This is a genomic window from Starkeya sp. ORNL1 (genome assembly GCF_012971745.1).
GTDB lineage: Bacteria > Pseudomonadota > Alphaproteobacteria > Rhizobiales > Xanthobacteraceae > Ancylobacter.
In genome coordinates this window covers 4,142,281-4,168,654 of the sequence record NZ_CP048834.1, presented here as the reverse complement: position 1 = coordinate 4,168,654, position 26,374 = coordinate 4,142,281, and the positions used below count along the sequence as shown (strand labels likewise).

Below are 26,374 nucleotides of genomic sequence, written 5' to 3'. Positions count from 1 at the left end.
GAGCCGCACGACCGTCTGGCCCGCAACAGAAGCCACTACCAGTTCATCCGGTGTGTGTATCGCCACCATGTGGCGGTCCGCGCGACACCGAATGTCAGCGCGCGCGCAGCCTTACTTTGGGGCCGGAACGGCCGTTTCATCGATCTGCACAGTATCCGGTTCCGCATTTGACCGGCACGAGCTGCTCGGGCTCGAGCTGGCGTCAGGATGCGGGGCGCGAGGGTATGAGCTTTGATCTGAACCGGCTAATATTGCCGATCCGGGCTACAATGCCCGGCAGGGAAGAAGCCCCCGCATGAAGATACTACTGCTTGAAGACAATGCGGCGATGCGGGAGATCGTCGCCGATCACCTGACCCAGTGCGGATTCGTAGTCGACGCCGTGAAGACGGGCGATGAGGCCCTCTCCGCAGTCGCCACGATAAGTTACGACGCCATTGTGCTCGACCTGGGGCTCCCGGATATTGACGGCATGGAGGTGCTGAGACAGGTGCACGCCCAGACCGGCGGACGGTTGCCGGCGCTGATCGTCACGGCGCGCGACGGCCTCGAGAGCCGCCTGCTGGGTCTCAATTCCGGTGCCGACGATTATATCCTCAAGCCGTTCGAACTGGGGGAACTGGAGGCGAGGTTGCGTGCCGTGCTCCGGCGCCCGGGGCAACGCGGGTCCACCACGAATTCTTTCGGCCGCCTGATGCTGGATCCCCGTTCACGCCAGGTGTTCGTCGAAGGCGTCGCCATCGAGCTGACACGCCGCGAATTGGCGCTGCTGGAGGAACTCTTGCGCGCGGCAGGAAGGATCGTAGTCAAGGACGCCCTCGAAGATCGCCTGTATTCGCTGGATAAAGAAGTGAGTAGCAACGCCATCGAAGCGACGGTTTCGAGGCTGCGTAGAAAACTCGCGGCCGCGGATGCCAGCGTCAGCATCAACACGGTTCGCGGCATCGGCTACCGTATTGTGTTGGAAAATACCGGTGAAGCGTGAATATAGCCTCCGCCGCCGCCTGGTTGCGGCTATGTCGCTTACTTTCCTGCTCGGCCTCGGCGGGGCCATGGTGTATTATTATTTTGAAGCCTACGCGGTCGGCCAGCATCTCGAGGAGCGAACGCTCCAAAGTCAAGCTCGTGAATTGCTTGCCGCGCTGACCGTTTCGAATGACGGTGACATTACATTCTCACTCCCGGGCAATCTGGCTCAGTTATACACCGGAGCGAACTCCACATCATTCTATTCGCTCTATGACAAAGAGCAGAAGGTCGTTGCCCGCTCCCCGAACCTGTCCGTAGATCTTCCGCTGATCGACGCTCCGGCATCGGGCAAGCTTGGCAATCTTAGATTCATCGATGCGGAACCTGATCACATCGCGACACTTGGGGTTCGCGTCGCGCACGATCATACGCTCGTCGTGGGGCGCAGTAGGCCGGACGGGGATGCGCTTGCCTTCACGCTTATCGAAGAGGGGCTGGAGGGATTTTTCGCCGTCCTGGTGCCGTTCGTGCTGTTCTCCTTGCTGATCATCTGGTTGATCACGGAGTGGAGCTTGCGCCCCGTGGCGCGCGCCACCGATCAGGCCATGGCAATCGGCCCGGCGAACGCATCCGCTCGCATCGACACCGAGTCGCTTCCAGCCGAGATCCGGCCATTGGCCGATGCCACGAACGGAGCTGTCGAGCGATTGGCGAAAGCCTATGCCATAGAAAAGCGGCTGACAGCCGACGCGGCCCATGAGCTTCGAACACCCTTGGCGGTTTTGAGCCTGCGACTGCAGCAGTCCAGACTCCAGGGCAGAATGGACTGGCCGGCCCTGGAGCGCGAAGTCGATACGCTGAACCGGCTCGTCAACCAACTCCTTGACCTGGCACGCAAGGAAAGCGCTGGAGGTGATGCCGATACGACGGGCCTGGCGCTCATCAACCTGTCGCGCATCGTCCGCGAGGCGGCGGCGGCGGTTCTACCACTGGCGGAAGAAATGGGACGCGCCATCAATATTCACGAGCCCAGCAATGCTCGTGTGCGCGGTCAGCCGGACGATCTGCGCGACATGGTCCGCAACCTCATCGAAAATGCACTATTTCACGGGCGTGGCGCGATCAGCGTCAGTGTAAAACCCGTGGTGACGCCGTCACATGGCTTCGTGATCGAGGTTGCGGACGAGGGCGCGGCGGTGAGCGACGACGAGCTCTTCACACGTTTCCGTAAAGGCAACCCCGCCTCAAGCGGGACCGGTCTCGGTCTCGCCATCGTCCGGCAGGTCGCGCGCAACCATAATGGCGAGGCCTCGTTTGTGCCCGATGCGTCGACTACGCGCATCCAAGTATATCTGCCAACGAGTCCGCGGAGCGTCGAAAGCTCCCAGCATTCGGCAGCCATAGAATTTCCCGCCAGTTGGCGAGCCTAGGTGACCGACTCATAACTTCGCAGCCAGATGCGAATTGAAGCGAGCTGGATTGAGGCGAGGAAATTGTCGTCTCGCTTGTCGTAGCGGGTGGCGACGGCCCTGAAGTGTTTGAGTTTGTTGAAGAAGCGCTCGACAGCGTTGCGTTGGCGGTAGAGCCAGGCGTTGAAGGCGAGGGTTTTGACCCTGTTGGGCATGGCGCGAACATTGGCCCATGCGCCGCGCCCAGCCATCTCGTCTCGCAAGGCGTCGCTGTCATAGGCCCTGTCGGCGAGAAGGATGTTTCCCGGCTCGACCGCGTCCAGCATGTCGGTGGCCGAGCGCCCGTCGTGAGCTTGGCCCTCGGTGAGCTTCAGGCGGATCGGGCGGCCTTCGGCGTCGACGAGCGCGTGGATCTTGGTGGTCAGGCCGCCGCGCGAGCGACCCATGCAACGGGATCGCTCGTCTTTTTTTGGCCGTTGGCGGCATGCTGGTGAACGCGGATCGACGAGGCGTCGATCATCTGGATATCGCCATCGTAAGCAGCTGATACGGCTTTCAGAATGCGCGCCCAGTGGCCGGCCTTGCGCCACCGGTTGAAGCGGTTCACGCAGGTCGTATGAGGGCCATAGCGCGAAGGGATATCGGCCCATGGCGCCCCGGTGCGCAGGCGCCAGAAGATGCCGTTCAGAACGCGACGGTCATCCACGCGTGCAACCCCGCGCACCTTCGTCGGCAGAAGTGGCTCGATCACCGACCACTCGAAATCCGTCAGGTCAAATCGCGCCATCTCAACCTCCAAGGCTGAGATCAATGAATCAGAACACCGAGCCGCAGGGAATCCCTTTATGGGTATGTGACCTAGAGCATTTCCCGATCAGATGGAATCATCTGATCGAAGAGGAATTGCTCCAGTCTACTGAATCTAGAGCACTTTCTTGTCGTATCGCCGGCGCCGTAGTCGCCACGCGTCGCCCTCACCACAACGAGCCTTGCTGCTCATCGTGTCCGCCCTTGGCCTCATGGAGCGGAGGTACAGGCCGGACCGGGGGCTGCATATGGGGCGCCGGCTTCACGTCCGGTTCCTGCGGGGCTGCGGGACCGCTGCCGCCACCGCGAAACTCATAGCCGACACGGTAATAAAAGCGTCCTGCGGGTCGACCCTTCTTGGTGATGACACGCTCGACAGGCTCTCCCAGCAAGCGGAATTGGGCGGCAAACTTGGAATCGTCGATCTGATATTTCTTCAAGGCGAATATAATGACTGGCCGACCCTGTAGAGACTCAGGATGGAACCAGAAATCGTACATCAAGCTGTTGGCGTGGCCGAGAATGCCGCGCCCGACAGCATCCTTGGCGCCCTCGCCGGCATCCTCGCTATAGAAAGCGAGCTGGCTGGTGATGTGATAGGTATCCAGGCCCAGCAGCACCGGCCTCTCGCCGGTCGCCTGCTCGACATCGCGAGCAATGGATCCCGCCTCACGGCCGAATTCACGCCACGCCACCGGAACTTTCGCGACATAGCCGAGGCCTGGCAAGCCGAACACCAGGTAGTTCAGCGCCAGCCCGTATATCACCAGGATGGAGGCAAGGCCCGGCGTCCAGAGCTGGCGAGCGACGATATCGAATTTGGTTGATTGCTTCACGATGGCGAGGATGGCGGCCGCGATCGCCGGAAGCGTGGCGAGCCACAATGGGCCGGTCCAGTTCAACTTGACGCTGTGGTCGAGGCTGAACACCACGAAGACCGACAATGGTACCAGAGTGTAGACCATCATGAAGCGGGACGATCGGCGGTCGTCGGACGCCAGTTCGCTCGGGCGCCGCCTCCGTCCTTTCGCCGCCAGGGCCATCACGGCTGCGGCTAGTCCAAGCGGCGAGAGGAGCAGCGCCGCGCAGGCGATCAACATGGGAAGCGAAAACTGAAAATCGGTTTCAAGTCGCCGCGTGCCCTGGAAGGCAAAGGATGCCCAGTCGTTCTGGTAGTTCCAGTAGATGACGGGTGAGAAAATCACGAGGCCGATCACCGCCGCGAGGTAAGGTCCCGGGCGCGCCAGCCATTTCCGAGCCCGGACGTCGATCAGCATGAAGATGAGGGTGGCGGGACCGAGCAGGGCTATCGTGTATTTCGACAGCATGCCGAGGCCGATGCAGACGCCCACGCCCCACCACGCGCGGGGCTTGCCTGCGAGCAGTGCCCGCTCGAGAAAATACAGGGTTCCGGCCCAGGCTGCGGTCAGCGGCGCATCCGGGGTGATGAGCAGCCCGGTCACGAAGTAGAACGGCAATGCCGCCACGAGAAGCAGGCTGACGAAAGCCGCCGATTTGCCGAAGAGGTTTCGCGCCAGCTGGAAATTGAAGTACGCCGTTGCGAACCAGCACACATACGCGCCGATGCGGACGCCGAACTCATTATCGCCGAACAGCCTGCTGCCCGCCCAGATCAACCACGCAACCATTGGCGGGTGATCAAGATAGCCGATGTCCAGATGCTGCGCGTAATTCCAGTAATAGGATTCCTCGGGGATGAGGTCCGGCAGGCCCAGAAACAGCAGCCTGAGCACCACGACATAGCCGACCACGCCGATGGCCGCCACGCGCCAGCGGATATCATACGGCACGCGCGGGTTGGCGGACGGGAAGACAAAGAAGGCGTAGCCGAGATAGCTCACGATTGCCGCCGCCCCGATGGCGAACAGGATGGCAATCTGCGGGGTCAAGTCGAAGACGGCCGTCGCCCCGGCGAGCACGCCACCACGAATGGCGAGCGCCAGGAAGCACACCGTCAGGAAGCGTGTGTAATACTCCCGCGAGGCCACCCATCCGGTGCCCGATGAAGATCGGAACGCCCATCGGGAATTCAGGAAATAATTGGAAATCGTGGCGATGGTGAAGCTGCCGACATGGGCCGTAAGCAGCGGCGCTCCCAGGCCGAAGAAGGTCTGGAACGCGATCAGGTCGACCAGCATGCCGATCAGACCCACGACGGCGAACCGCGCGGCGCCTGCCACGGAAACGGCTCCGCCGGCGAGGACCAGCAGGCGGCGTATATAGGCGACCATCTGGCCCATGCCGATTTTCGACTGTCCGTGGATTCGGTCGCGGAAGACGATCGGAACTTCCTTCACACGAAGCCAGCCGCCGCCACGAGCGATGACTTCCAGGCCGATCTTGAAGCCGGCGGCCTTCGGGTCGATCTCCAGGAGGCGCTCCCTGCGCACGGCGAAGAAGCCCGACATCGGATCCTTCAATTCCGTCAGCGGCCAGGCGAGCAATCCGCCGAGACGCGACAAGAGCCGCCGCCGCCACGGCCAGTCCGGAGTGGCACCGCCATCGACGTAGCGGCTGCCGACCGCCATATCGCTGGTGCCGTCGATAATAGGCTGGACGACAGCCCGGATCCGAGCCGGTGGGTGGCTGAGGTCGGCATCCATGACGACGACGACATCCGCGGTGGCCGCCTTGGCCGCAGTCAGCACATCGCCGGCCAGGCCGCCATTGCCGGAACTGGGCACGAGGCGGACATTGGCCGCCCGCTCCCACTCGCGCACCCGCTCGATGGTTCCGTCGGTCGAGCCGCCGTCGGCCACGAGAATTTCGAACTCAACGCCGCTGTCGGCTTCCGCCACGATAGCAGCCAGCACCAGGTCGATATTGTCCACCTCGTTCAGCGTCGGAACGATCACCGAAACGAGGACAGGCGGTTTGACTGAATTGAGCAACGAGGGGGAGCCCTGGTGGAACACGCGAACTGCGGGCCGACCGGTGCGGTCGCCGTCGCGACCATTCGAGCTTTAGCTGACATCAAGCTGACATGCGCGGCATCGATTTCCGCCGGCGAGCGACTTATCCACGCTAGTGGGCGAGCATAAGCCGGGCTGTTGTCGGCGGGCCACATGGCGAAGACTGACGACGGGGAAGCATTGCTGACGCGGCGGGAATAATGATGCAGCCTAACCTGGACGTGCAACCTGGGCCGCCGCCGCAGTTGCTAAGAGCGACCTCCGCCCGCTGAAACGTGGCGGCGGCAGGTGATGTCAGAAGAGCACACCCTGGGCCAGACACGACGCGCGGATCTCGTCTGACCCGCTGAGCCCATCACCGATTTTTTCGACGGCGAAACGCTGGCCGACGAGCGTGCCCCGGAACGGCTGATAGCCGGTGGAGCCTGACTTGCTCTTGGCGTTGACGTTCCCGCAGACGAGGATTCCGTCTGTCGTCTCGCCTGCCCCCATCGAGAAGAAGTTCGCTGTTTCAGGGTGGTCCAGGACGGCTCTGACGCTTTCCTGGACGTGCGAGATCTGCTCGTAGTCGAGCAAGACGACGCGCGAAATGCGCTCCCTCGTTGCACATGCGGTCAGTAGCAGCGGCGCGCAGAACACGACGCAAATCACCCCCCGCTCCCCGTGGCAGACGCTCAGAAGAACCTTCAACACGAGCTTCTCCACCAGACAGGACGCAACCGGCGCGCCGTACGGCGAGACAGGCATCCTCCAACGGTCGCCATGCATCCGCGTTCGGCGCGCACGCGATCATTGCGTGCGCATCGTGACCGGCAAATCACGCGACAAGAGATGACTATGGACTATCGCGAGCCGCGCATCCGCAAGAAAGCGTGCCACCTATAGTTGGAGGAAGCGAGTCCGAGACCTTCAGAGCCTGACCGAAAATGCCAATTGACCCTCATCCCCGGGCTTGACCCCCGGGATCCGGCCCATCCGCATGCACCCGGTCGCTCGCTTACATTCATGAACCTGAGATATAAAAGCATGCCGCTTACATGATCTAACCAGCGTGCCGCCAGCCGTCTATGTAACGCTCCGCCCAACCGCGCAGGAGCCGTGACGGCATGCTCGACGTTACCCCGGAGGACGCGGCTGTCGTTGCGACCGAGGCCGCCCCGCTTGCCACCGACGTGTTTCCGGGCGACGCGACCGAGGCGGCGGTCGCGGTCGGCTCCAGCGCGTCGGCGCGAGGCGACGCCGCCCGTCACGGCTGGCGGGTGCTCGCCATCCTCAGCGCGCTCATGGGCTTCGCCTCGATCTCGACCGATCTCTATCTGCCTGCCATGCCGGCGATGGGTGAGGCGCTCGGCGCGGATACGGGCACCGTCGAGCTGACGGTTTCGGGTTATCTCATCGGCTTCAGCCTCGGGCAGCTGCTATGGGGACCGATCAGCGACCGCTACGGCCGTCGCCTGCCGGTGGCCGTTGGCCTCATCCTGTTCGTGATCGGCTCGGCCGGCTGCGCGCTGGCGGACAGCGCCTCGACGCTGATCGCCGCGCGCATCGTGCAGGCGGTCGGCGCCTGCGCCAGCGTGGTGCTGGCGCGCGCCATGGTGCGTGACCTCTATGAAGGCAATCGCGCGGCGCAGATGCTGTCGACGCTGATAACGGTGATGGCGATCGCACCACTCATCGGGCCGATCCTGGGCGCACAGATCCTCGCTTTGGCCGGATGGCGCGCGATCTTCTGGACGCGGGTCGGCTTCGGGCTCGCCACGCTGGCCGCACTGTTCACCTTGCCGGAGACGCTGCCGGCCGGACAACGCAGCCAGGAGTCGCTGGGGCGATCGCTCATGCGCTATGGCGAGTTGCTGCGCCAGCGCCGGCTGCTCGGCTACGCAGCGGCGGGCGGATTCTTCTATGGCGGCATGTTCGCCTATATCGCGGGCACGCCGTTCGCCTACATCACCTATCACCATGTGCCGGCGCAGCTCTACGGCCTGCTGTTTGCCGTCGGCATCGTCGGGATCATGATCACCAACACGGTCAATGCGCGGCTCGTGATGCGCTTCGGCAGCGATCGGCTGCTGGTCCACGGCAGCACCGCAGCGGCGTTCTCCGGCCTGCTCCTGGCGGTTGCGGCCTGGGCCGGCTGGGGCGGACTCTGGGGATTGGTGATCCCGCTGTTCCTGTTCGTCTCGGCCACCGGCTTCATCGTCGCCAACTCGATCGCCGGCGCGCTGGCCGACTTTCCGAAGCGGGCCGGTGCCGTATCGGCGCTGATCGGCGCGATCCACTATGGCAGCGGCATCATCGGTTCCGCGCTGGTCGGGGCCTTCGCGGACGGCACGCCCCGGCCGATGGGCCTGGTGATTGCGCTCGCCGGAGTTGGCAGCCTGCTCGGCGCTCTCACGCTCCTCCGTGGCAGCGCGAAGGCATAGGCTGCCCTTCACGCATATTGCAGGCCGGGCGGAACGGCGCACGCGCCGCGATGGTGCACGACGCTTGCCCTCGACTGTGCCGCGGCGAGGCCGCCGCAGCACAGTAACGGGTGTCAATCAACCGCCATGGGCTTCCACGACTTGCCGGCAGGCATCCGACAGGTTCGCCTTGTTCTGCTCGAGGCACGCCTTCATCGCCGCAGGCTGGCCAACATTGGAGGAACACAGCTTGATCGCGTCCGGGCGGCAAGCGGCCTGCTCCTGGCTGGTAAACGGGGTGCTCTGCGCCATTGCAGCGGAACCGCTCACCGCGATCAGCGAGAGAGCAAACAGCATGGACTTGTTCATGGGATCTTCCTCTTTACGCCGGAACCGACGCCTGTCCGTCTCGGCGGTGCCGGGACTGGCCGATACCATTGGTGACGAAGGTGAAAAATCCATGCCATGGGCGCCATCGAATGCGAACTTTGCGCACTAAGCCGCCGGATTCTCGAAATATTGCGAAGCGCCATCGATTATTTTTGCGGCAACATATAGCCTTTGATTTGCCCGATTCGGGGGCAGGGGCAGAACCGTGACAATTCGATCGACATTGCGCGACGCGCCGTTGGCGCGCGGACGGACTTTTATTGCCATAGGCCTGGGTGTCGGCGTTTTGGCCTCCACCGCACACGCGGAACCGCTCACGATTTCCGAGTACGTGACGCTGGATTATGAAGGGGCGAGTACGTTCCTCACCGGCATTCGCGGCAACAACATAGTCGGCAACTATGTGATCCCCGGAACCAGCGACACCGGCGGGCTCTATTATAATCTTGAGACGCAGACATGGTCGCCGATGCCGGTCGCTACCCCGAACGGGGCGAACTTCCCCGGCGCCATTGGCTCATCGCCCTATGGCCCGGGCTTCGGCAACCCCGGCGGCATTTTGCGCGTCGTCGGCAGTTACCAGACCGAAGCCTCCGCTCCGTACGATCTCAGCTACATCTATGACGGTGCCGCAGCTCCGGGCGAGACCATCAAGACCCTTGCCTATCCGAGCAGTGCGGACGCCGAGACCCTGTTCACGATTGCCCACAGCACGTTCGGCAACAAGGTAGTCGGCAACTACGACACCAAGATCGCGACCGGTAACGCCTTTATTTACGACATCAATACCGGCACCTATACGACCAACAACATTCCCGGCGCCGTGAGCACCACGGCCTACGGCATCTATGGCAACAAGGTTGCCGGTGGATATGCGGCGATCGATCCTGGCAGCGGGCTATCGGTCGAGCACGGCTATATTTACGACCTGAGCACCGACACCTATGTCACCTACGACCATCCTGGCCCGGGCGTGATCGCCACGCATTTCGAAGGCATCACCGGAGCGGGTCGAGCGGGCGAGTATAACCTCGTCGTCAACTGGGTGACGGCGGACGGCGTGGTCCATCCGGGCGTTCTGTACGTCGACGCCGACGGCAACAAGACCTGGTACGAGATCGACATCCCCGGCAATGTCGTGTCCTCCAATTCCGCCTATGGCGACCACGTCGTCGGCATCTATCTGGACGGCACCACGACCCATGGCTACGTCGCCACCATGCCGGCGGGCATGTACAACCCGATCCGCAACAACACGCCGATCGTCAACTCCACCGATGGCGCCACCGGGATCGCGACCAATCCGGGCGGCGACGACGTCATCAACAACTCGACGATCCTGATGACCGGCGCCGGCAGCGTCGGCATCAAGGGCGAGACCTATGGCGTGATCACCAATACCGGCACCGTCGTCGCGACCGGCCTGGTCGGCGCCGCGGTGGAGATGCACGGCGAATACGGTACGCTGCTGAATTCGGGCACCTTGAGGGCCCCGGGAGAAGCCGACGCCCTGCGCACCGGTGCCGACAGCTACGGCACAGAGATCGTGAACACCGGCATCATCGATGGCCGGATTGCAGCCATGGCAGGAGCCGACAAGCGCTTCGAGAACAGTGGCTGGATCGGCGTTACCGGCAACGGCATCCCGATCACCGACCTCATCAGGGGCACCTTCGTGCAGACCTCGGCCGGCACCTTCGCGGTGCGCATGACCGACACCGGCAATGATGCGCTGGCGGTGACGGGCGTGGCGCGGCTCGCCGGCACGCTGCAGGCCTCCTTCCAGACCCGCGATTTCGCGGCGAGCTATACGGTCGTCGGCGCGACGCAGGAGATCACCGGCGCGTTCCAGACGCTGACCACGACCGGCCTGCCGGCGCTGTTCGATGCGACCCTCGATTACACCCCGACCACGGTCACGCTGAACCTCGCCGCCGATCTCGCCGGCTTGCCGAACATCACGCCGAACCAGCGTGCGGTCGGCGGCGCGATCGACGGCTTCATCAACACCACGACGAACGACATGCTGACGAGCCTGCCGGACTCGCTGGCCCCGCTCTACGACCTCAGCGCCGGCCAACTGCCCGGCGCCCTCACCGCATTGTCGGGCGAGGCCTATGCCAGCGAGCGCTCCGTGCTGATCGGCGACAGCCTCTATGCCCGGCAGGCCTTGCTCAGCCGCATGCGCCAGGGCTCATACCAGGGCAGTGGCAGCGACACCGCAGCGCTCGCTTTTGGCGGCCCCGCCCTCGCCTACGCCCCGGGCACTCCGCAGCCGGCCGGCATCAACGCCCTCGCTTTTGCGACCAAGGCTCCGGCGGCGGCGGCGCCGCCAGCCTTCGCCGGCACGGTGTGGGCGCAGGCCTTCGGCGGCTGGACCAACCTCGACGGCGACGGCAACGCGTCGCGCGTCAGCGAGACGATCGGCGGTGTCGTGGCCGGCACCGATGTCCGCGTCGACAATTGGCTGCTCGGCGCCGCGCTCGGCTATTCCCAGTCGAATGCCGATGTCGACGCCGTGGCGAGTTCGTCCGAGGCCAACAGCCTGCTGCTGGCACTCTACGCCGGCACCAGCTCCGGCCCGTGGAACCTGCGCCTCGGCGCCAGCTATGCGTTCAACCAGATCGATGCCGACCGGACCATCGCCTATCCCGGCTACTCGGAGCGGGCGAGCGCGGACTATGACGGCGGCACCGCGCAAGTGTTCGCCGAAGTCGGCTACGGATTCATGTTCCAGTCGGTGGCGCTGGAGCCCTATGCCGGCCTTGCCTGGGTGAACCTGCACACAGACGGCTTCACCGAAAGCGGCTCGGATGCCGGCCTGACGACATCGTCGTCCTCCTCCGGCGTCGGCTACAGCTCGCTCGGCCTGCGGGCGGCCGCCAAGATGGAGCTGAGCGGCAGCACCGTGCTGGAACCCCACGTCTCGCTTGCCTGGCAGCACGCATTCGGCGACACCACGCCGACCGCGCAGTTCGCCTTCATCGACCTGCCGGGGACCAACTTCACGGTCGGCGGCGTACCGCTGGCGGAGAACACCGCGCTCGTCGAAGCCGGCGCTGACTGGCGGCTCAACGCGGCGACGAGCCTCGGCCTGTCCTATCTGGGCCAGTTCGCCGACAGCGCGACCGTCAACGCGATTCAGGCGAACCTGATCTGGCGCTTCTGAAGCAGCAGGGAGTTACAGTCACCCCTTACCCGACCTACCGTCGGTAATGGCTCGGGGGGGCGCCGAGGACGCGCTTGAAGGCGCGGCTGAAGGCGGCCTCCGATTCGTAGCCGAGCCGCTCGGCGGCGAGCGACACCCGCATGCGGTCGCGCTGCAGCCACAGCCGGGCCTGGTGCATGCGCACCCGCAACATGTAGCGCGCCGGAGTCTCCCCGACGATGTCGGCGAAGCGCTTGGCGAAGCCGGAGCGCGATGCGCCCATCACCTTGGCCAGCGCCGCGACGCTCCAATCGTGCTCCGGATTCAGATGGATCGCGGCCAGCACCCGGCCGACATCCGGCTCGCGGACCGCCGCCAGCCAGCCGGTGGCATCGCCGCAGCCATGCTCCACCCAGGAGCGGATGAGGCTCGCCGCCAGCACGTCGGCAAGCCGGGCGAGGATGCCCGCGGCGCCGACGCGATCGAGCTCGGTCTCCCGCGCCATGGCCTGGATGAGATGCGGGATAGCCGGCTCATGCTGTTCGAGGTCGCACGCCCGCATCACCTCCGGCATCAGCTGCGCCAGTGGATGCAGGGCATCGATGTTGAAATGCAGCGAGCCGCAGAACAGCAGGCAGACCTGACCCGTTGGGTGTCCCGTGACCTCGCTCGCACCGCCGCCGCCGCCATCCACCGAGAAGACATTCTCGCAGATCGGCGAACGCTTGCAGGTGCCGGCGACCACCGGCGGCACGCCGGGCGTGCTGGCCAGCACATGCGCGGCGCCGCGCGGCAGGAGGACAGCGTCGCCCGCCTTGAGCTCGAGCCAGTCGCCCTCGCCGCAGCGCAACCAGCACCCCCGATTGGAGACGAAATGCAGGCGCGCCGCCTGCTGCTCCGGGAAGGACAGCGCCCAGGGCTCGGCCATGCGGAAGCGGCTATAATCGACGCCGTCGAGCCGCAGCCCGCGCAGCATTTCGGTGAGCGGGTCGGTCGGGCACGCGGGGGCAGCGGGCACGACACCCGCCTTGGGCGCATCCGATTTTGCAGCGCGAGATTTGGACGATCGATCAAGCATTGGCCACTTTCTAGCATGTAAGCGCCAGGCGATCAGCCCTAATCTTCCGCTCCGAAACAACCCCCTGAGGTTCTCCATGTCCGACTCCACCGCGGCGTCTGCGGACGCCGCCGCAGAGACGGCGCCTGCCGCCTGGCCGGCCGTCGTCTCGCTCTCATTGGGCGTCTTCGCCCTTGTCACCGCCGAGTTCCTGCCCGCCTCCATCCTGACGCCGATGGCGACCGACCTCGGCATCAGCAACGGCCTTGCCGGCCAGGCGGTCACCGCCACCGCCGTCGTCGGCGCCATCGCCGGGCCGGCGATCGTCGTCGGCACCTCGCAATACGACCGGCGCCTCATATTGTGGGGCCTGACGGCGCTGCTCATCGTCTCCAACGCGCTGGCCGCGCTGGCGTCAAACCTGCCGATCCTGCTGTTCTCCCGCATCCTGCTCGGCATCAGCCTCGGCGGCTTCTGGGCGATGTCGGCCGCGCTCGCCATGAGGCTGGTGCCCTATGCTTTGATGCCGCGGGCCATGGCCATCATCTTCACCGGCGTTTCGCTGGCCACCGTCTGCGCCGCTCCGGTCGGCGCCTGGATCGGCGATCGCTGGGGCTGGCGCGTCGCCTTCATCGTCGCCGATGTGGTAGCCGTGGTCGCGTTCGCCGCGCAGCTCATCACGGTGCCGCGCCTGCCGCCGGCGGACAAGGCGACGTTCAGCACCTTCCTGCTGGTGCTCAGGCGGCCGCGGGTGCAGAGCGTGCTCATCATCATCGCGCTCGTGGTCTCCGCGCACTTCGCCGCCTTCACCTATGTCCGCCCGTTCCTGGAGCAGGTGCCGCGCATGGGTGTGGACATGATTTCGCTGGCGCTGCTCGCCTATGGCATTGGCGGCTTCTTCGGCAATCTGGTCGGCGGCTTCCTGGCCGAGCGCAGCGAGCGCACCGCGGTCGTCTTCGCCTCGGGGTTGATCGCCGCCTCGGCGCTGGTGCTGGTGCTGCTCGGCGTCTCGATGGGGCTTTCCGGCACCGCCACCGCACTGTGGGGTTTCGCCTTCGGCGCACTGCCGGTGGGCGTGCAGACCTGGATCACCCGCGCCGCGCCGGACCATGCCGAGAGCGCGGGCGGATTGCTGCTGACGGCATTCCAGATCGCCATCGCCTCGGGCGCGGTGCTCGGCGGCTTCCTGGTCGACGGCTTCGGCCCGCGTGGCCCGATCGGCTATTGCGCGGTTGCGGCTGGGCTGGCGTGCCTCGTCGCCCTTGCCGCGCGCAGCCGCCGCCCGGCGCTCGCCTGAAAGTGTCCCGCCGGAGCGGACTGACCGCGCCGTTCCGGCGAGATCTCGCACATTTTCGCCCCTTTGGCGGCGAAGCATCGGCGGATGGCGAATCACATGGGCCGGTGCAGTTGAGGCGCGATGCGGCATAGCACTCTGGTCCTGAAGCTGCTCGCCCATGAGCTGAGCGTGGGCGTGCGCTCGATGACGCGGTATCAGCTCATCTCGATCGGTCTCGGCGGCGCCGTGCTGCTGGCCTACGGCATCGCCGATGCCGTCGTCGCGCTGCGCGGCTCGGCCGACACGCTGCGTCAATTGCCCTGGCTTTGGGGCAGTGGCCTGCCGACCGTGATGCTGGCGGTCGGTGTACTGGCCGGCCTTGCGATCGGCCGGCTGGCGCGCGACCGCGCCTTTGCACCCTTCCTGAAGGCATTGCCGCTCTCGATCGCCAAGCGCCGCGTCATGGCGGCGGTCGCCGCCGCGACATTCGGCATCCCGTTGGCAGCGATGCTCGGCGGCACCGTGTTCCTCGCCTGCATGCTGATCGAAAAGCCCGATCCGCTCAAATGGGCGATCGGCAGCGCGGCTCTCTTCGCCGCCGGCCTCTTTGCCGCCGCGACCTGGCGCGTCCTGCGCAGCGCCGGCCAAGACCACCCGCAAAGGCGGGACGGCGGTACCCGCCGATCGCTACGGCTCGGCTCGATCGATCGCGCCAGGCCCGCCTGGATCGGCATCTGGGCCTGGAAGATACCCGCCGGCGATATCCGGCGCAGCGGCCAGCTGATCGCCGCCATCATCATCTTCACGCTCAGTGTCCTGCTCGCAGCCGGGGCGAGCCTCGCCCAGCGCCAGGCCGCGCCCGCCGCTCTGGCTGCCCTGGTGATCGGCTTCATCGTCTTCATGCTGACGCTGCGCTATCACCCGCTCGGCTCGCCGGTGCTGCGTACCGCGCCCATCGGCTTCACCCGGGCCTGGCTGCGCCTGATGCGCTTGCCGCTGCTGCTGTCGGCCGCGGTCTTCGTGCTGCCCGCGAGCGCGGCATTGGCTGCGGAGCCTGCCGCATGGGCGCTGCCGGTCGCCGGCGGCTTCTGGCTCCTCGTGCTCAATCTCGCTTATGCCGCCTTCGCCGCCCATTTCATGAAGACGCCCTTCCTCGCCGCCTTCAGCTTCATCGCCGCGCTCGGCTACAGCTTCTATGAATCCGTCGAGTATGGCCGGACCATCCTGATCGGCTTTGTCCTGCTCATACTGTGGCTGTGGCACCGTGCGCGCCTGAGGTTCCGCCATGGATAGCGGCAGGGTGCTCGCGATCCGCGCAATGAGCGCCGGCTATGGCGGGCGGCGCATTGTCGCCGACATCGACCTGGAGCTGCGCCGCGGCGAGATCCTTGGCCTGCTCGGCGCCAACGGCTCGGGAAAGTCCACCTTGCTGCGTGCCATCACCGGGCAGATTCCGCGCACCGGCAGTGTCGAGATCAACCACATCGATCTCGCCAAGGCGCCGGAGCGCGCCAAGGCGGCGTTCGGCCTCGCGATCGATGGCGACGACCTGCCGGCCGCTCTGTCCGGCCGGCAGTATCTCGACCTCGTCGCCTCGATCCGCGGCTGCCAGCCGACGGACTGGCCGTTTTCCGATATCCCGGCGCGGCTGGATCTTGCAGCCTGGCTTCATCGGCCGATCGCGGAATACTCGCTCGGCACCCGCGCCAAGATCTCCATCGCGGCGGCGCTCATCGGTTCGCCGCCGCTGCTGATCTTCGATGAATCGCTGAACGGCCTCGATCCGGTCGCCGCCTGGGAGGTCAAGCGCATGATCGCCGATCTCGCCGCGACCGGCCGCCACGCGATCATCGTCTCGACCCACATCGTGGAATCCGTCCCGACGCTCTGCACCCGTGCGGTCCTGCTGGCCGACGGCCGGATCGTCGAGAGCTGGGATGCGGACGACCTCGCCGATTCGTCGAGCGCGCCCGGACAGTTCGAGGCCCGGGTCATGCTCATATTGCGCGCCCGCTCCGCCCGCCCCGAGGCGGTCGGCTAGAGCATTTCCCGATCAGATGGAATCATCTGATCGAAGAGGAATTGCTCCAGCTCATTGATTCCATGGCCGCGCCAGGACCGCACATCGATCCGGGTCGACATGCCGCGTCTCGGATTCCCGTACGAGTGCCCTACATTCACACTCAATGCGGTGGCGCACGGTCGACCAGCCGAGGGGGAAGCAATGACGGACATGCGAATCGAACTGCAGCGGGCGCGCCGGCACCTCGACCTGCTCGAACAGGATGCGACCCATCCGCTGGAATTCCTGGTGCAGAAATCCCCGACGTCGCAGCCCTTGATCCTGCGGCCCGGCTATGGCCTGCGCACCGCGCATTCCGATGTCGAGGTGGAGTATGAGCAGTTGCGCGGCGCCCTGATCGACAGCCTCCGGCGCCGGGTCGACGAGCTCACCCGGCAGCTGACGGACATCGAGCCGGGCTTCACCCTCGAGCAGCTGGAATATGGCGATCAGACCGAGGCGTGACGCATGGTGACCTTCACCTGATTGTCACAAATGCCGCCGATAGGGCCGTTTGTCTGTGAATGATGTAAGATGTGATTAAATTCTGAGTCGTATGGCTGCCTCTCGAAATACTCGGAGGCACCCATGCGTCGTCTCTACCACGCGACGGCAAATACGCTCCGCGGTCTCAGCTTTGCCGCGAAGAGCGAAGCCGCGTTCCGCGAAGAGATCATCCTGCTGGCGATCGCCCTGCCGGTCGGCGTGTTCATCGCTCCCAGCGCCGGGTGGTATGTCGCCATGGTCACCGCGCTGTTCGTGGTGATGGCGGTCGAATTGCTCAATACCGCGGTCGAAAAGCTCGCCGACCACATCACGCCCGAGTGGAACGCGCAGATCGGCATCGTCAAGGACATGGGCTCCGCCGCGGTGTTCGCCACGCTCTGCGCCGCCGGCCTGATATGGCTCGTCGCCCTGCTGGTACGGGCGGGCCTGCTGTGAGCACCCCGGCCCCGCGATTCCGGCCGCTGCCGATCCTGCTGTCGGTCTGCGCCATCGCCGCCTTCGTGCTGCTCACCAATAGCGGCTTCACCCAGCGCATCGCGCTGCTGGTCGAACAGGGCCGGCTCGGCACCATTGTCGGCTATGTCGGCGTCTGGGGATTGTCCGCCCTCGCTCTGCTGGCGGTCGCGTTCCAGCCGTCGCTGCTGATCCGCAGCATCTGGGCGGCGCTGATCGCGCTGACCGCGGCGGTCGGCTTCGCCTTCCACATGGCGAGCGGCAATGAGTTTACCGTCTTCGACGTGATCTCGCTGTGGAACGCCCGCCATGAGGCTGGGCGCGCCGCGGATTTCTACCAGCGGGACATCTACTGGTTCGCCCTCGCCCTCCTCGGCGGCTTTCTCGTGCTGATGCTGACGCCGCGGATCCCGGCACTTGCCCGGCGCCGCTGGCGAGGCGCTCTGGCGCTGATGCCGCTGGTGCCGATCCTCGCCATGGCCGCGATCATCGTGGTGAAGGAAGGCGGCGGCTCGGAGGGCCTGCCGGTGCAGTTCCAGCCGCTTGCGGTCGCCGGTGTCGCCGGCGGCGCGCTCGCCGCCAATCCGCTGCCCGACCGCAAGGACGTGGCCTGGGAGCCGATCGGACCCAAGGTGAAGAAGATCGTCTACCTGGTCGATGAGAGCGTGCGCGGCGACTATATCGACTGGACCCCGGACAATCCCTACACGCCCGAGCTCGCCCGCCTCAAGCCGCAGATCGTCGATTTCGGCCATGCCGCCTCGGGCGGCAATTGCAGCCACTATTCCAATTCGATCCTGCGCTTCGGCCCGGCGCGCTCCGAGATCGGGCGGGACATGCTGAGCCTGCCGACCATCTGGCAATACGCCAAGAAGGCCGGCTACCGCACCGTCTATATTGACGGCCAGGCGGCCTTCAACCGCAACCCCGGCAAGATGCAGAACTTCATGACGACGGAGGAGGCGAAGTCGATCGACAGCTTCCGCCCGCTGCCCGAAGACGTCACCGCTCCCGATCTCGACGACCGGCTGCTGGACATCATCGACACCGAGCTGAAGGGCGACGGCCCGGTCTTCATCTACGCCAACAAGAACGGCGCGCACTTCCCCTATGACAATGCCTATCCCACCGACAAGGCGAAGTTCCACCCGACCATGAGCGAGACCGAGGGGGATACCTCGGAAGGGCGCATCAATTCGTTCCGCAATGCGGTTTCCTGGACCGTCGACCGCATCTTCAAGCGGCTGTTCGCCGAGAACGACCTGAAGGACACCGTGATCATCTACACCTCGGATCACGGCCAGCAATTCAATCCCGGCCATCTCTCGCATTGCACGGTCGAGGATCCCGATCCACGCGAGGGCCTGGTGCCGCTGTTCGCCATCACCCCCGACGCCGCCCTGAAGCAGCGCTTCACCGAGGGCGCCGAGGCCAGCGTCGGCCATGCCACCCACTTCGCCATCGCGCCGACGCTCTACGAGCTGATGGGCTACCGGCCGGTCGACATTGCCACGCGTTACAAAGAGAGCATGTTCTCGCCCGACCGCGAGCAACCGGCCTTCACCACCGGCGACATTTTCGGCCTGTTCGGCAACGACACCCGCTGGCACCCGCTCGATCTGACGAAGAACTATCTCGAGAGCGGGAAATAGGCGCGAACCGTCCTCTCAGGCCCTCATCCCCGGGCTTGACCCGGGGATCCAGACTTCGACCGGGCGCATGCGGGTGGGCTGGATCCCCGGGTCAAGCCCGGGGATGAGGGCGCCGCCATATAGAAAAAATGCCCGGCCCGGACGCGCAACAGGAGGGGAAGCGTCCGGGCCGGAAGTAAGCGCCCGTAGGATCGGTACGCTCAGGAGTTCCGGAGTGCTCTAGGCATTCCAGCGTCGCGAGCGGCGCTTGCCGTGGCCGGCGATCTCCTCGCCGGTCGAGAACGGCAGGCTCTTCAGCACGTCCCAATTGATGTCGGTGCCGAGGCCGGGGCCGGTCGGCACCTTGAGGAAGCCGTCCACCACCTTGATCGGATTGGTGAGCAGCGCGTCGCGCAGCGGATTGTGCGGCGAGGGATCCCATTCGACATGGCCGCGCACATGGGCCGGGATGGCGGCGGCGAAATGCACGTTCGCCACCTGGCCGAGACCGTTGAGGGTGTGCGGCGCCACGATGGTGTTATGGGCGCTGGCGAAGTGCGCCACCTTCACCGCTTCCGAGATGCCGCCGCACTTCACGGCGTCCGGCGTGATGTAGTCGACGCCGCCACGCTCGAACAGATTGCGGACGTCGTAACGGGAATAGACATTGCCGCCCGAGGCGATCGGCACCAGAGCCAGCCGGGTGAGGCGGCCGACATCGTCGTGATGGTTGGCGACGGTGAAGTCGAACGGGTCTTCCATCCAGAAGCACCCGGCCTCGCCAAGCCCGCGCGCGACGCGCACCGCCTCGGCCCAGCTATAGGCGGCATTCATGTCGATCATGATGTCGACGTTCGGCCCGGCGAGCTTGCGGGCGGCCTTCACCACCTCGACGTCGCGCTCGACACCTGCGCCGCCGCGCACCTTGATCGCCCTGTAGCCCTGGTCGAGATAGCTCTTCACCTCGGCGAGCAGATCCTCGAGCGGCTTGTGGCCGAGCACCATGCAGCCAATATAGGCCACCACCTTGTCGACGCCGCCGCCGCCGAGTAGCCGGGCGATCGGCTGGCCGGAGACCTTGCCGAGGATGTCCCACAGCGCGATGTCGATGCCGGAGACGGCGCACACCGCCGAGGAGCCGAGATAGACCGAGCCGTAATAAAGCTTCTCCCAGACGCCCTGGATGTCGAGGGCGTCTTCGCCGAGCGCCATCGGCGCCAGCTTCTCGTCGATGATCGCCTTCACCGCCAGCGGCGCATGCGCGTGATAGGACGAGCCGACGCCGTGCACGCCTTCATCGGTGCGCACCACGACGAGGAGTTCGTCGCGCCGCGTTCCGGTGCCGATGCCGGTCTGCCACACCACATCGAGCGGCGAGGATACGAGATAGGTCTCGATGGCGGTGATCTTCATGGTGTCTCCTTTGGCCCGTCCATGGCCGCATTCCGGTTGGTGACGATGGGGTGGTGATCGTTGCTAATGGGCGTCCGCCTGTGCCGCTTGCGCGAGACGCCGCGCGCGGCCGCGACGCGCCAGCAGCGGCGGAGCGATGAGGCTCACCAGGGTGAAGAGCAGCAGGGTCAGCGCGATCGGCCTGGTGACGAGGACGCTGAGGCTGCCCTCGCCCATGGCCGAGGACTGCACCAGCGACTTCTCCAGCGGATTGCCGAGCACCAACGCCAGGATGAAGGGCGCAGCGGGATAGCCGAACGAGGTGAGGCCGAGCCCGAGGGCGGCGGAGAGGATCACCACCCAGACGCCGAACAGTTCGGCCTGCAGCGAATAGGCGCCGAGCACGCTGACGACGAGGATGCCGGGATAGAGGAAGCAGTAGCGGAACCGCAGCAGCGAGGCGAACAGCGGTGCCAGCGGCAGGTTCAGGATCAGCAGCAGGACGTTGCCGACATAGAAGGAGGCGATCAGGCCCCACACCAGGTTCGGCTGTTCCTTGATCAGCAGCGGACCGGGCTGGATGCCGAACAAGAGGAAGCCGCCGAGCAGGATCGCCGTGGTCGCCGAGCCCGGAATGCCGAGCGCCAACGTCGGGATGAAGGAGCCATTGACCGAGGAGTTGTTGGCGGCTTCCGGTCCGGCGACGCCCTCGATCTGGCCGGTGCCGAGCTTGAGGCCGCGCTTGGCCGCCATGCGGCGCTCGACATCATAGGCGAAGAAGGAGGAGAGCGTGGCGCCGGAGCCTGGCATCAGGCCCATGAAGAAGCCGATCAGCCCGCCGCGCAGGATCGGCATCCAGGAGCGGCGCAGATCCTCCCGCGTCAGCACCATGTCGCGGAAGCGGGCGCGGATCGGCTCGGGCTGGCCGGTGCCGACGGCTTTCAGCACCTCATTGATGGCGAACAGGCCGATGACGACATAGAGGAAATCGATGCCGTCGAGCAGCGGCGCGATGCCGAAGGTGAAGCGCGCCGTCCCGGTCATGGCGTCGATGCCGACGGTGGAGATGACGAGCCCGGCCGCCGCCATGGCGAAGCCCTTGGCGACATTGGCACCGGACAGGCCGACCACGCTTATGATGCCGAACAGCATCAGCGCGAAGGTTTCGGGCGGGCCGAACTTCAGCGCCACTTCGGCCAGTGGCACCAGCAGCACCATGAGGAAGATGATGCTGATGGTGCCGGCGAGGAACGAGGCGATCGCCGCGATGGCGAGCGCCGCGCCGCCGCGCCCGGCCCGCGCCATCTTGTAGCCGTCGAATACGGTCGCCACCGAGCTCGCTTCGCCTGGGGTGGCGACCAGCACGGAGGAGATGGTCCCGCCATATTGCGCGCCGTAATAGATGCCGGCGAGCAGGATCATCGCGGTGAGCGGGCTGAGGCCGAGCGTCAGCGGCAGGAGCAAGGCCACGCCGGTAGACGAGCCAAGGCCCGGCAGCAGCCCGATGATGGTGCCGAGCGTGACGCCGATGGTGCAATAGAGCAGGTTCAGCGGCGTCAGCGCCGATGAAAACCCGCCAAGGATGTCCATCATCGTGTTCATTGGCTCACCATCCCAGTGCTTGCCAGGCGCTGCCCGTGGGCATCGGCACTTCGAACAGCTGGACGAAGAGTAGCCAGCTCAGCAACATGCTGCCGGCGGCCATCAGCGCCGCGGTGAGCAGCCCCTCGCGCTCGAATACGGCGACGCAGACGAAGACCAGCACGCCAAGCATCGGGATCAGCCCGAACACCGGCGCCAGCAGCACGGCCAACACCAGCATGCCGAGGATGCCTGCGACCGTGACCGGCTTGCCGGCGGCCTCGCCCTCATCCTCGCTGAAGTCGCTGAGCGAGAGGACGCCGTCGGTCTCCGCGCCCGCCGGTTCGCCTGCGGCCGCCGTCGCGGTCCGGATCGCCTGCACCTCTTGCCAAGCCCGAACTTCGCGCCACGTCAGATAGGCCGCGATCACCGTGAGTATGATGCCGGTGATGGTCGGCATCAGCCCCGGCCCCACCACCCCATCGGCGATAATGGGGTAGCGGTAGCCATAGGCTAGGACGAAGACACCGACGGCAAGCAGGCCGGCAGCGCAGACGAACTCGCCGGTGAGCAGGCGGCCGAGCGAAGTTGTGGACGATGAAGTCGACGATGAACTCGACATGGTGCCCTCACTTCGTCTTGAGGACCTGTTCGAGCGTCGCCTGCGTCTTCTTCAGATAGGCGTTGAAGTCGTCGCCGCGCCGGAATTGCGCGAACAGATTGTTCTTCGAGACATAGTCCTTGTAGGACTGCGTCTTGGTCCAATCCTCGATGGCATCCGCCCAATAGTCGGCCTGTGCCTTGGTGAGGCCGCCGGCGGCGAACAGCGCGCGATACTGCGCGAACGAGACGTCGACACCCTGTTCCTTGGCGGTCGGGATTTCCGCGAGCGGAGAGGCCGCGTCATAGCGCTGGTCGGAGAAGGCGGCGAGCGGGCGCAGCATCTTCGCCTTCATCTGGCCGATGGTCTCGCTGGGATTGAGGATGGTGAAGTCGATGTCGCCATTGAGCAGCCGCGCCACCGAGTTCGAGCCGGATTCCAGCACTACCGGCTGGAAGGTCACGCCCTGGCTGCGCGCGAACAGGCCGGAGACGATGGCATCGCTCGAGGTGGTCGAGGTGAGGCCGACCTTGAGCTTGCGCTTCTTGGCGTCCGCCACGAGGTCGGCAAGGGTCTTGTAGGGCGCGGCTTCCGCGACCACGAGCAATTGGGAATCGCCGGCGATCTGCGCGATCGGAGTGAAATCGGTCCACTGGAACGGCGGCGGGTCGATCAGCAACGGCAGGGCCACCGCGGCGGTCTCGGAGGCCAGCAGGGTCTGCGGGTCGCTGGCGCGCTGCTTGAGATAATTATAGCCGAGCACGCCATTGCCGCCCGGCCGGTTCTCCACCGAGACATGCACGCCTTCGCGCACCGCCGAGATGCCAGCGGCCATGGCGCGGCCCATCAGATCGCTGCCGCCGCCGGCGGCGAACGGCACCACCATCGAGACGGCGCCCTTCGGCTTGAAGGCGTCCTCGGCCGAGGCGGCCGCGAGGGTGACAAGGGTGAGCGCACCGGCGCAAGCCGCAACGCGCACGGCGTTTCGGAACGAAGCCATTTTCGTTTTCCTCCCAAAGGAAACTGCAAGCGGCGCTTGTGCGCCTTATCTGCATTATGAATTCAGTTTCGCAGGTTCTGGGATGAATGCAACAGTCTTCTTCAGAACAAACAGAAGTAGAATTACGTCATTGCATGGTAAAAGCGAACGTTACCCAGCAACGGCGTCCGCCCCCGGGCTCAACACTACTATACAGTCGCACGTTCGGCTTTCGCCGATTCCGGATTTCCGTTGGATCCTGTGCGTACGGCGTCAACGGACGCGGACGACGCGCACGGACAACTTCACGATCCAACGAATGCCTGCCCACGGACGCCGAGCCTTCCCCAACAGAGAAGTCTCCAGACAACGTTATCTCGTCAAGACAACGCTGTCTAATGGATTAACGACGATGCTCGCAAGGGGAAACGCTGCGGAGGTCGGGGGGTTAATTCAGTGGCCGTAGCGACGCCCGGCCTCGATGGCGAGGCCGGTGCCGACCGAGCCGAAGGTGTCGCCGTCCACCACGCGCGCGCCCGGCGCGGCGGCGACGATGGCGCTGTGCACATGCGGCAGCCGCGTCGAGCCGCCGGTCATGAACACGGCGTCGATGTCCTTGATGCCGAGCCCAGCCTGCTTCAGGCAGATCTCGACCCGGGCTGCGATGCGCCGGGCGAGCTCGCTGGTGTGGCGCACCAAAGCGGGACCATCGATGTGGACCTCCAGCTGCGGCTCCAGCCAGGTGAGGTCGACCACGGTTTCTCCGGTGCTGGAGAGCGCGATCTTTGCCTCTTCGGCTTGCATCGCCAGCGTGTGGCCGCGCTGCTCGCTCACCACCCGGATCAGCCGCTCGACCAGAGCGGGCCTGGCCGCCTCGCGCCGCACTTCCTGCAATTCGCGCAGCGTGCGCGCATTATAGAGCCGGTTGATGCTCGACCAGTTGGCAAGCTCATGGAAATAGCCGCTCGGCACGTCGCGGCCGGCGCGCTTCATCGGTGAGCGATAGCCGAGCAGCGGCATCAGTTCGCCGAGGCTGAGCAGCCGGTCGAAATCGGTGCCGCCGATGCGCACGCCGTCATTGGCGAGGATGTCGCCGGCGCGGTCCTCCTTGTTGTGACGCTCCGGGCTGAGGCGCACGATCGAGAAGTCCGAGGTGCCGCCACCGATATCGGCGATCAGCGCGATCTCCTCGCGCCTCACCTGTTGCTCATAATCGAACGCCGCGGCGATCGGCTCGAACTGGCACGACACTTCGGCAAAGCCGATCTTGTGCGCCACTTCGCGCAGCACTTCCTCGGCGCGGGCATTGGCGCGCTCGTCATCATCGACGAAGAACACCGGCCGGCCGAGCACCACCGCTTCCAGCGGGCGCCCGGTCTCGGCTTCCGAGCGCTTCTTCACCTTGGCGAGGAAATCGCCGATCACGTCGCGAAAGCCGATGGCGGCGCGCCCGATCTGTGTCTTCTCCTCCATCAGCGGACTGCCGAGCACCGATTTCAACGAGCGCATCAGCCGCCCGTCATAGCCGTCGACATAGCGCCCCATCGCCGCCCGGCCGATCGAGGCGGCGCCGTCGCGGCCATAGAACACCGCGCTCGGCACCGTCACCTTGTCGCCTTCGAGCGCGGCCAGCCGCGGCCCGGCCGGCGTCGCGACGCCGAGCGTGGTGTTGGAGGTTCCGAAATCGAGGCCGCAGGCAATCATGGCAAGGCTCTCAGCAAGAACGGGGCCGCGGCGTTTGCAACAGCAATGTGGCCGCAATCGCACAAGTCCGACGACTTATGCGGTGCCGTTCATGTCGTGCTGTTGTCGTGATGGACAAAAGCCGGCTCAGTGCGTTGTGGACGCCGGCACGCGCGACCGGCATAAGGCTCCTCGATCGGCATTTGGCGGGATGAATGCCGTGCGCGACGACCCGCCTTGGCGCGGGGCTCGCCGTGCCATCAATGGAATTGGCTCGCATGGATCTGGTATCCGCCGGACTGCCGCTGATCGGAATGTGGCAGTTCGTCTTTCTCGGCGTGATCGCGTTTCTCGGGGCGGTCGTCGGCGGCCTCAGCAGCTTCGGCGCCGGCCTCCTGGTCACGCCGTTCCTGGTGCCGATCGTCGGCATCAAGGGCGTGGTGCCGGTGATGGCGGTGGCCATGACCTTCGGCAACCTGTCGCGCATCTGGGTCTATCGCCACGAGATCCAGGCGCGCCCGATATTCCAGATCCTGGTTCCCGCCATGCCGGGCGTGGTGCTCGGCGCCTTTCTCAACGACCTGCTGCCGCGCGCCGCGCTCGGCCTCGCGCTCGGCCTGTTCCTCATCGCCTCGATCCCGTTGCGCCGCTACCTCGCGCGCCACCGCATCACCCCGACGCCGCGGGCGATCATCGGCGGCTCGCTGGCCTTCGGCCTCATCTCCGGCGCCATGCCGGGCGGCGGCGTGGTGGTGCTGCCGCTTTTGCTCGGCATCGGCCTGAAGGGCGGCGGGCTGGTCGGCACCGACGCGGCGATCGGCGTCTGCGTCAACATCGCCAAGGTCATACTGTTCGGCGCCTTCTCGCTGCTCGATAGCGAACTGGTGGTCGGCGGCCTGCTCATCGGCCTGTGCATGATCCCCGGCGCCTATGCGGCGCGCTGGCTGCTCCAGCGCATCAACCTGACCGCGCACACCGTGCTGGTCGAATTGCTGGTGCTGTTCAGCGGCGCCTCCTTCATCTGGGCGGCGATGTTTCCGTAGCTTTCCGGTTCGCGCCACTTGCACCGCGAAGATATGCGGGTATATACACGC

General features: G+C 65.5%; 21 protein-coding genes. 11 read left to right on the top strand and 10 right to left on the bottom strand.

Annotation, left to right across the window (positions count from 1 at the left end):
- Nucleotides 1–295 precede the first annotated feature (295 nt).
- Both G3545_RS19830 and G3545_RS19825 read left to right on the top strand, forming a co-directional pair.
- Nucleotides 296–985 (top strand): response regulator transcription factor, encoded by a 690-nt coding sequence (locus G3545_RS19830; protein WP_170014975.1) that lies wholly within the window; start codon nt 296–298, stop codon nt 983–985.
- Nucleotides 975–2,399 carry a HAMP domain-containing sensor histidine kinase gene (locus G3545_RS19825; protein ID WP_170014974.1) on the top strand — a complete coding sequence of 475 codons (1,425 nt, stop codon included), beginning with the start codon at nt 975–977 and terminating at the stop codon, nt 2,397–2,399. The genes G3545_RS19830 and G3545_RS19825 overlap by 11 nt, the downstream gene beginning before the upstream one ends.
- Here G3545_RS19825 and G3545_RS19820 read toward each other — a convergent pair.
- The 3 genes from G3545_RS19820 to G3545_RS19810 all read right to left on the bottom strand — a co-directional run bounded on the left by G3545_RS19820 (nt 2,396) and on the right by G3545_RS19810 (nt 6,811).
- A protein-coding gene (locus G3545_RS19820) for an IS5 family transposase (protein WP_170009084.1) occupies nt 2,396–3,165 on the bottom strand; the annotation gives its coding sequence in 2 pieces (ribosomal slippage) (nt 2,396–2,848 and nt 2,851–3,165; 768 coding nt in all). The genes G3545_RS19825 and G3545_RS19820 overlap by 4 nt on opposite strands.
- Before the next feature lie 187 nt (nt 3,166–3,352).
- Nucleotides 3,353–6,121, bottom strand: coding sequence for a glycosyltransferase family 39 protein (locus tag G3545_RS19815; RefSeq protein ID WP_170014973.1), 2,769 nt, complete (start codon nt 6,119–6,121; stop codon nt 3,353–3,355).
- Between the two features lie 291 nt (nt 6,122–6,412).
- On the bottom strand, nt 6,413–6,811 hold the full coding sequence (locus tag G3545_RS19810; RefSeq protein WP_170014972.1) for a hypothetical protein: 399 nt from the start codon (nt 6,809–6,811) through the stop codon (nt 6,413–6,415).
- Nucleotides 6,812–7,224: 413 nt separating this feature from the next.
- Between G3545_RS19810 and G3545_RS19805 the strand changes: the two genes are divergently transcribed.
- Nucleotides 7,225–8,541 (top strand): multidrug effflux MFS transporter, encoded by a 1,317-nt coding sequence (locus tag G3545_RS19805; RefSeq protein WP_170014971.1) that lies wholly within the window; start codon nt 7,225–7,227, stop codon nt 8,539–8,541.
- Between the two features lie 117 nt (nt 8,542–8,658).
- Here G3545_RS19805 and G3545_RS19800 read toward each other — a convergent pair whose 3' ends face one another.
- Nucleotides 8,659–8,889: a cysteine rich repeat-containing protein gene (locus G3545_RS19800; RefSeq protein ID WP_170014970.1), complete on the bottom strand. Its 231-nt coding sequence runs from the start codon at nt 8,887–8,889 to the stop codon at nt 8,659–8,661.
- A 352-nt stretch (nt 8,890–9,241) separates the two neighbouring features.
- Between G3545_RS19800 and G3545_RS19795 the strand changes: the two genes are divergently transcribed.
- Nucleotides 9,242–12,079, top strand: coding sequence for an autotransporter outer membrane beta-barrel domain-containing protein (locus G3545_RS19795; RefSeq protein ID WP_246702488.1), 2,838 nt, complete (start codon nt 9,242–9,244; stop codon nt 12,077–12,079).
- Nucleotides 12,080–12,113: 34 nt separating this feature from the next.
- On the opposite strand, the gene G3545_RS19790 is transcribed toward G3545_RS19795, so the two are convergent.
- The gene (locus tag G3545_RS19790) at nt 12,114–13,136 is read right to left on the bottom strand and encodes an AraC family transcriptional regulator (protein ID WP_170014969.1); all 1,023 of its coding nucleotides are present in this window, start codon (nt 13,134–13,136) and stop codon (nt 12,114–12,116) included.
- A 76-nt stretch (nt 13,137–13,212) separates the two neighbouring features.
- Between G3545_RS19790 and G3545_RS19785 the strand changes: the two genes are divergently transcribed.
- From G3545_RS19785 to G3545_RS19760, 6 genes are all read left to right on the top strand, one after another.
- On the top strand, nt 13,213–14,412 hold the full coding sequence (locus tag G3545_RS19785) for an MFS transporter (RefSeq protein WP_170014968.1): 1,200 nt from the start codon (nt 13,213–13,215) through the stop codon (nt 14,410–14,412).
- A gap of 120 nt (nt 14,413–14,532) precedes the next feature.
- The gene (locus G3545_RS19780; RefSeq protein WP_170014967.1) at nt 14,533–15,684 is read left to right on the top strand and encodes a hypothetical protein; all 1,152 of its coding nucleotides are present in this window, start codon (nt 14,533–14,535) and stop codon (nt 15,682–15,684) included.
- Complete coding sequence (locus G3545_RS19775) at nt 15,677–16,432, top strand: ABC transporter ATP-binding protein (protein ID WP_170014966.1); 756 nt, start codon at nt 15,677–15,679, stop codon at nt 16,430–16,432. The genes G3545_RS19780 and G3545_RS19775 overlap by 8 nt, the downstream gene beginning before the upstream one ends.
- Before the next feature lie 183 nt (nt 16,433–16,615).
- Complete coding sequence (locus G3545_RS19770; protein ID WP_170014965.1) at nt 16,616–16,918, top strand: hypothetical protein; 303 nt, start codon at nt 16,616–16,618, stop codon at nt 16,916–16,918.
- Between the two features lie 123 nt (nt 16,919–17,041).
- Nucleotides 17,042–17,395 carry a diacylglycerol kinase gene (locus G3545_RS19765; RefSeq protein ID WP_170014964.1) on the top strand — a complete coding sequence of 118 codons (354 nt, stop codon included), beginning with the start codon at nt 17,042–17,044 and terminating at the stop codon, nt 17,393–17,395.
- Nucleotides 17,392–19,065, top strand: a complete 1,674-nt coding sequence (locus G3545_RS19760) for a sulfatase-like hydrolase/transferase (protein WP_170014963.1) — start codon at nt 17,392–17,394, stop codon at nt 19,063–19,065. The genes G3545_RS19765 and G3545_RS19760 overlap by 4 nt, the downstream gene beginning before the upstream one ends.
- 219 nt (nt 19,066–19,284) lie before the next feature.
- Here G3545_RS19760 and G3545_RS19755 read toward each other — a convergent pair whose 3' ends face one another.
- From G3545_RS19755 to G3545_RS19735, 5 genes are all read right to left on the bottom strand, one after another.
- Nucleotides 19,285–20,457, bottom strand: a complete 1,173-nt coding sequence (locus tag G3545_RS19755; RefSeq protein ID WP_170014962.1) for a mandelate racemase/muconate lactonizing enzyme family protein — start codon at nt 20,455–20,457, stop codon at nt 19,285–19,287.
- 63 nt (nt 20,458–20,520) lie between these two features.
- Nucleotides 20,521–22,038 (bottom strand): tripartite tricarboxylate transporter permease, encoded by a 1,518-nt coding sequence (locus G3545_RS19750; protein WP_206151287.1) that lies wholly within the window; start codon nt 22,036–22,038, stop codon nt 20,521–20,523.
- A 4-nt stretch (nt 22,039–22,042) separates the two neighbouring features.
- Nucleotides 22,043–22,639, bottom strand: a complete 597-nt coding sequence (locus G3545_RS19745) for a tripartite tricarboxylate transporter TctB family protein (RefSeq protein ID WP_170014961.1) — start codon at nt 22,637–22,639, stop codon at nt 22,043–22,045.
- A 7-nt stretch (nt 22,640–22,646) separates the two neighbouring features.
- Nucleotides 22,647–23,618 (bottom strand): tripartite tricarboxylate transporter substrate binding protein, encoded by a 972-nt coding sequence (locus tag G3545_RS19740; RefSeq protein WP_170014960.1) that lies wholly within the window; start codon nt 23,616–23,618, stop codon nt 22,647–22,649.
- A gap of 432 nt (nt 23,619–24,050) precedes the next feature.
- Nucleotides 24,051–25,301, bottom strand: a complete 1,251-nt coding sequence (locus tag G3545_RS19735) for an Hsp70 family protein (RefSeq protein WP_170014959.1) — start codon at nt 25,299–25,301, stop codon at nt 24,051–24,053.
- 257 nt (nt 25,302–25,558) lie between these two features.
- Between G3545_RS19735 and G3545_RS19730 the strand changes: the two genes are divergently transcribed.
- A complete protein-coding gene (locus G3545_RS19730; protein ID WP_246702487.1) occupies nt 25,559–26,323 on the top strand; it encodes a sulfite exporter TauE/SafE family protein in 765 nt (254 codons plus the stop codon).
- Nucleotides 26,324–26,374: the final 51 nt, after the last annotated feature.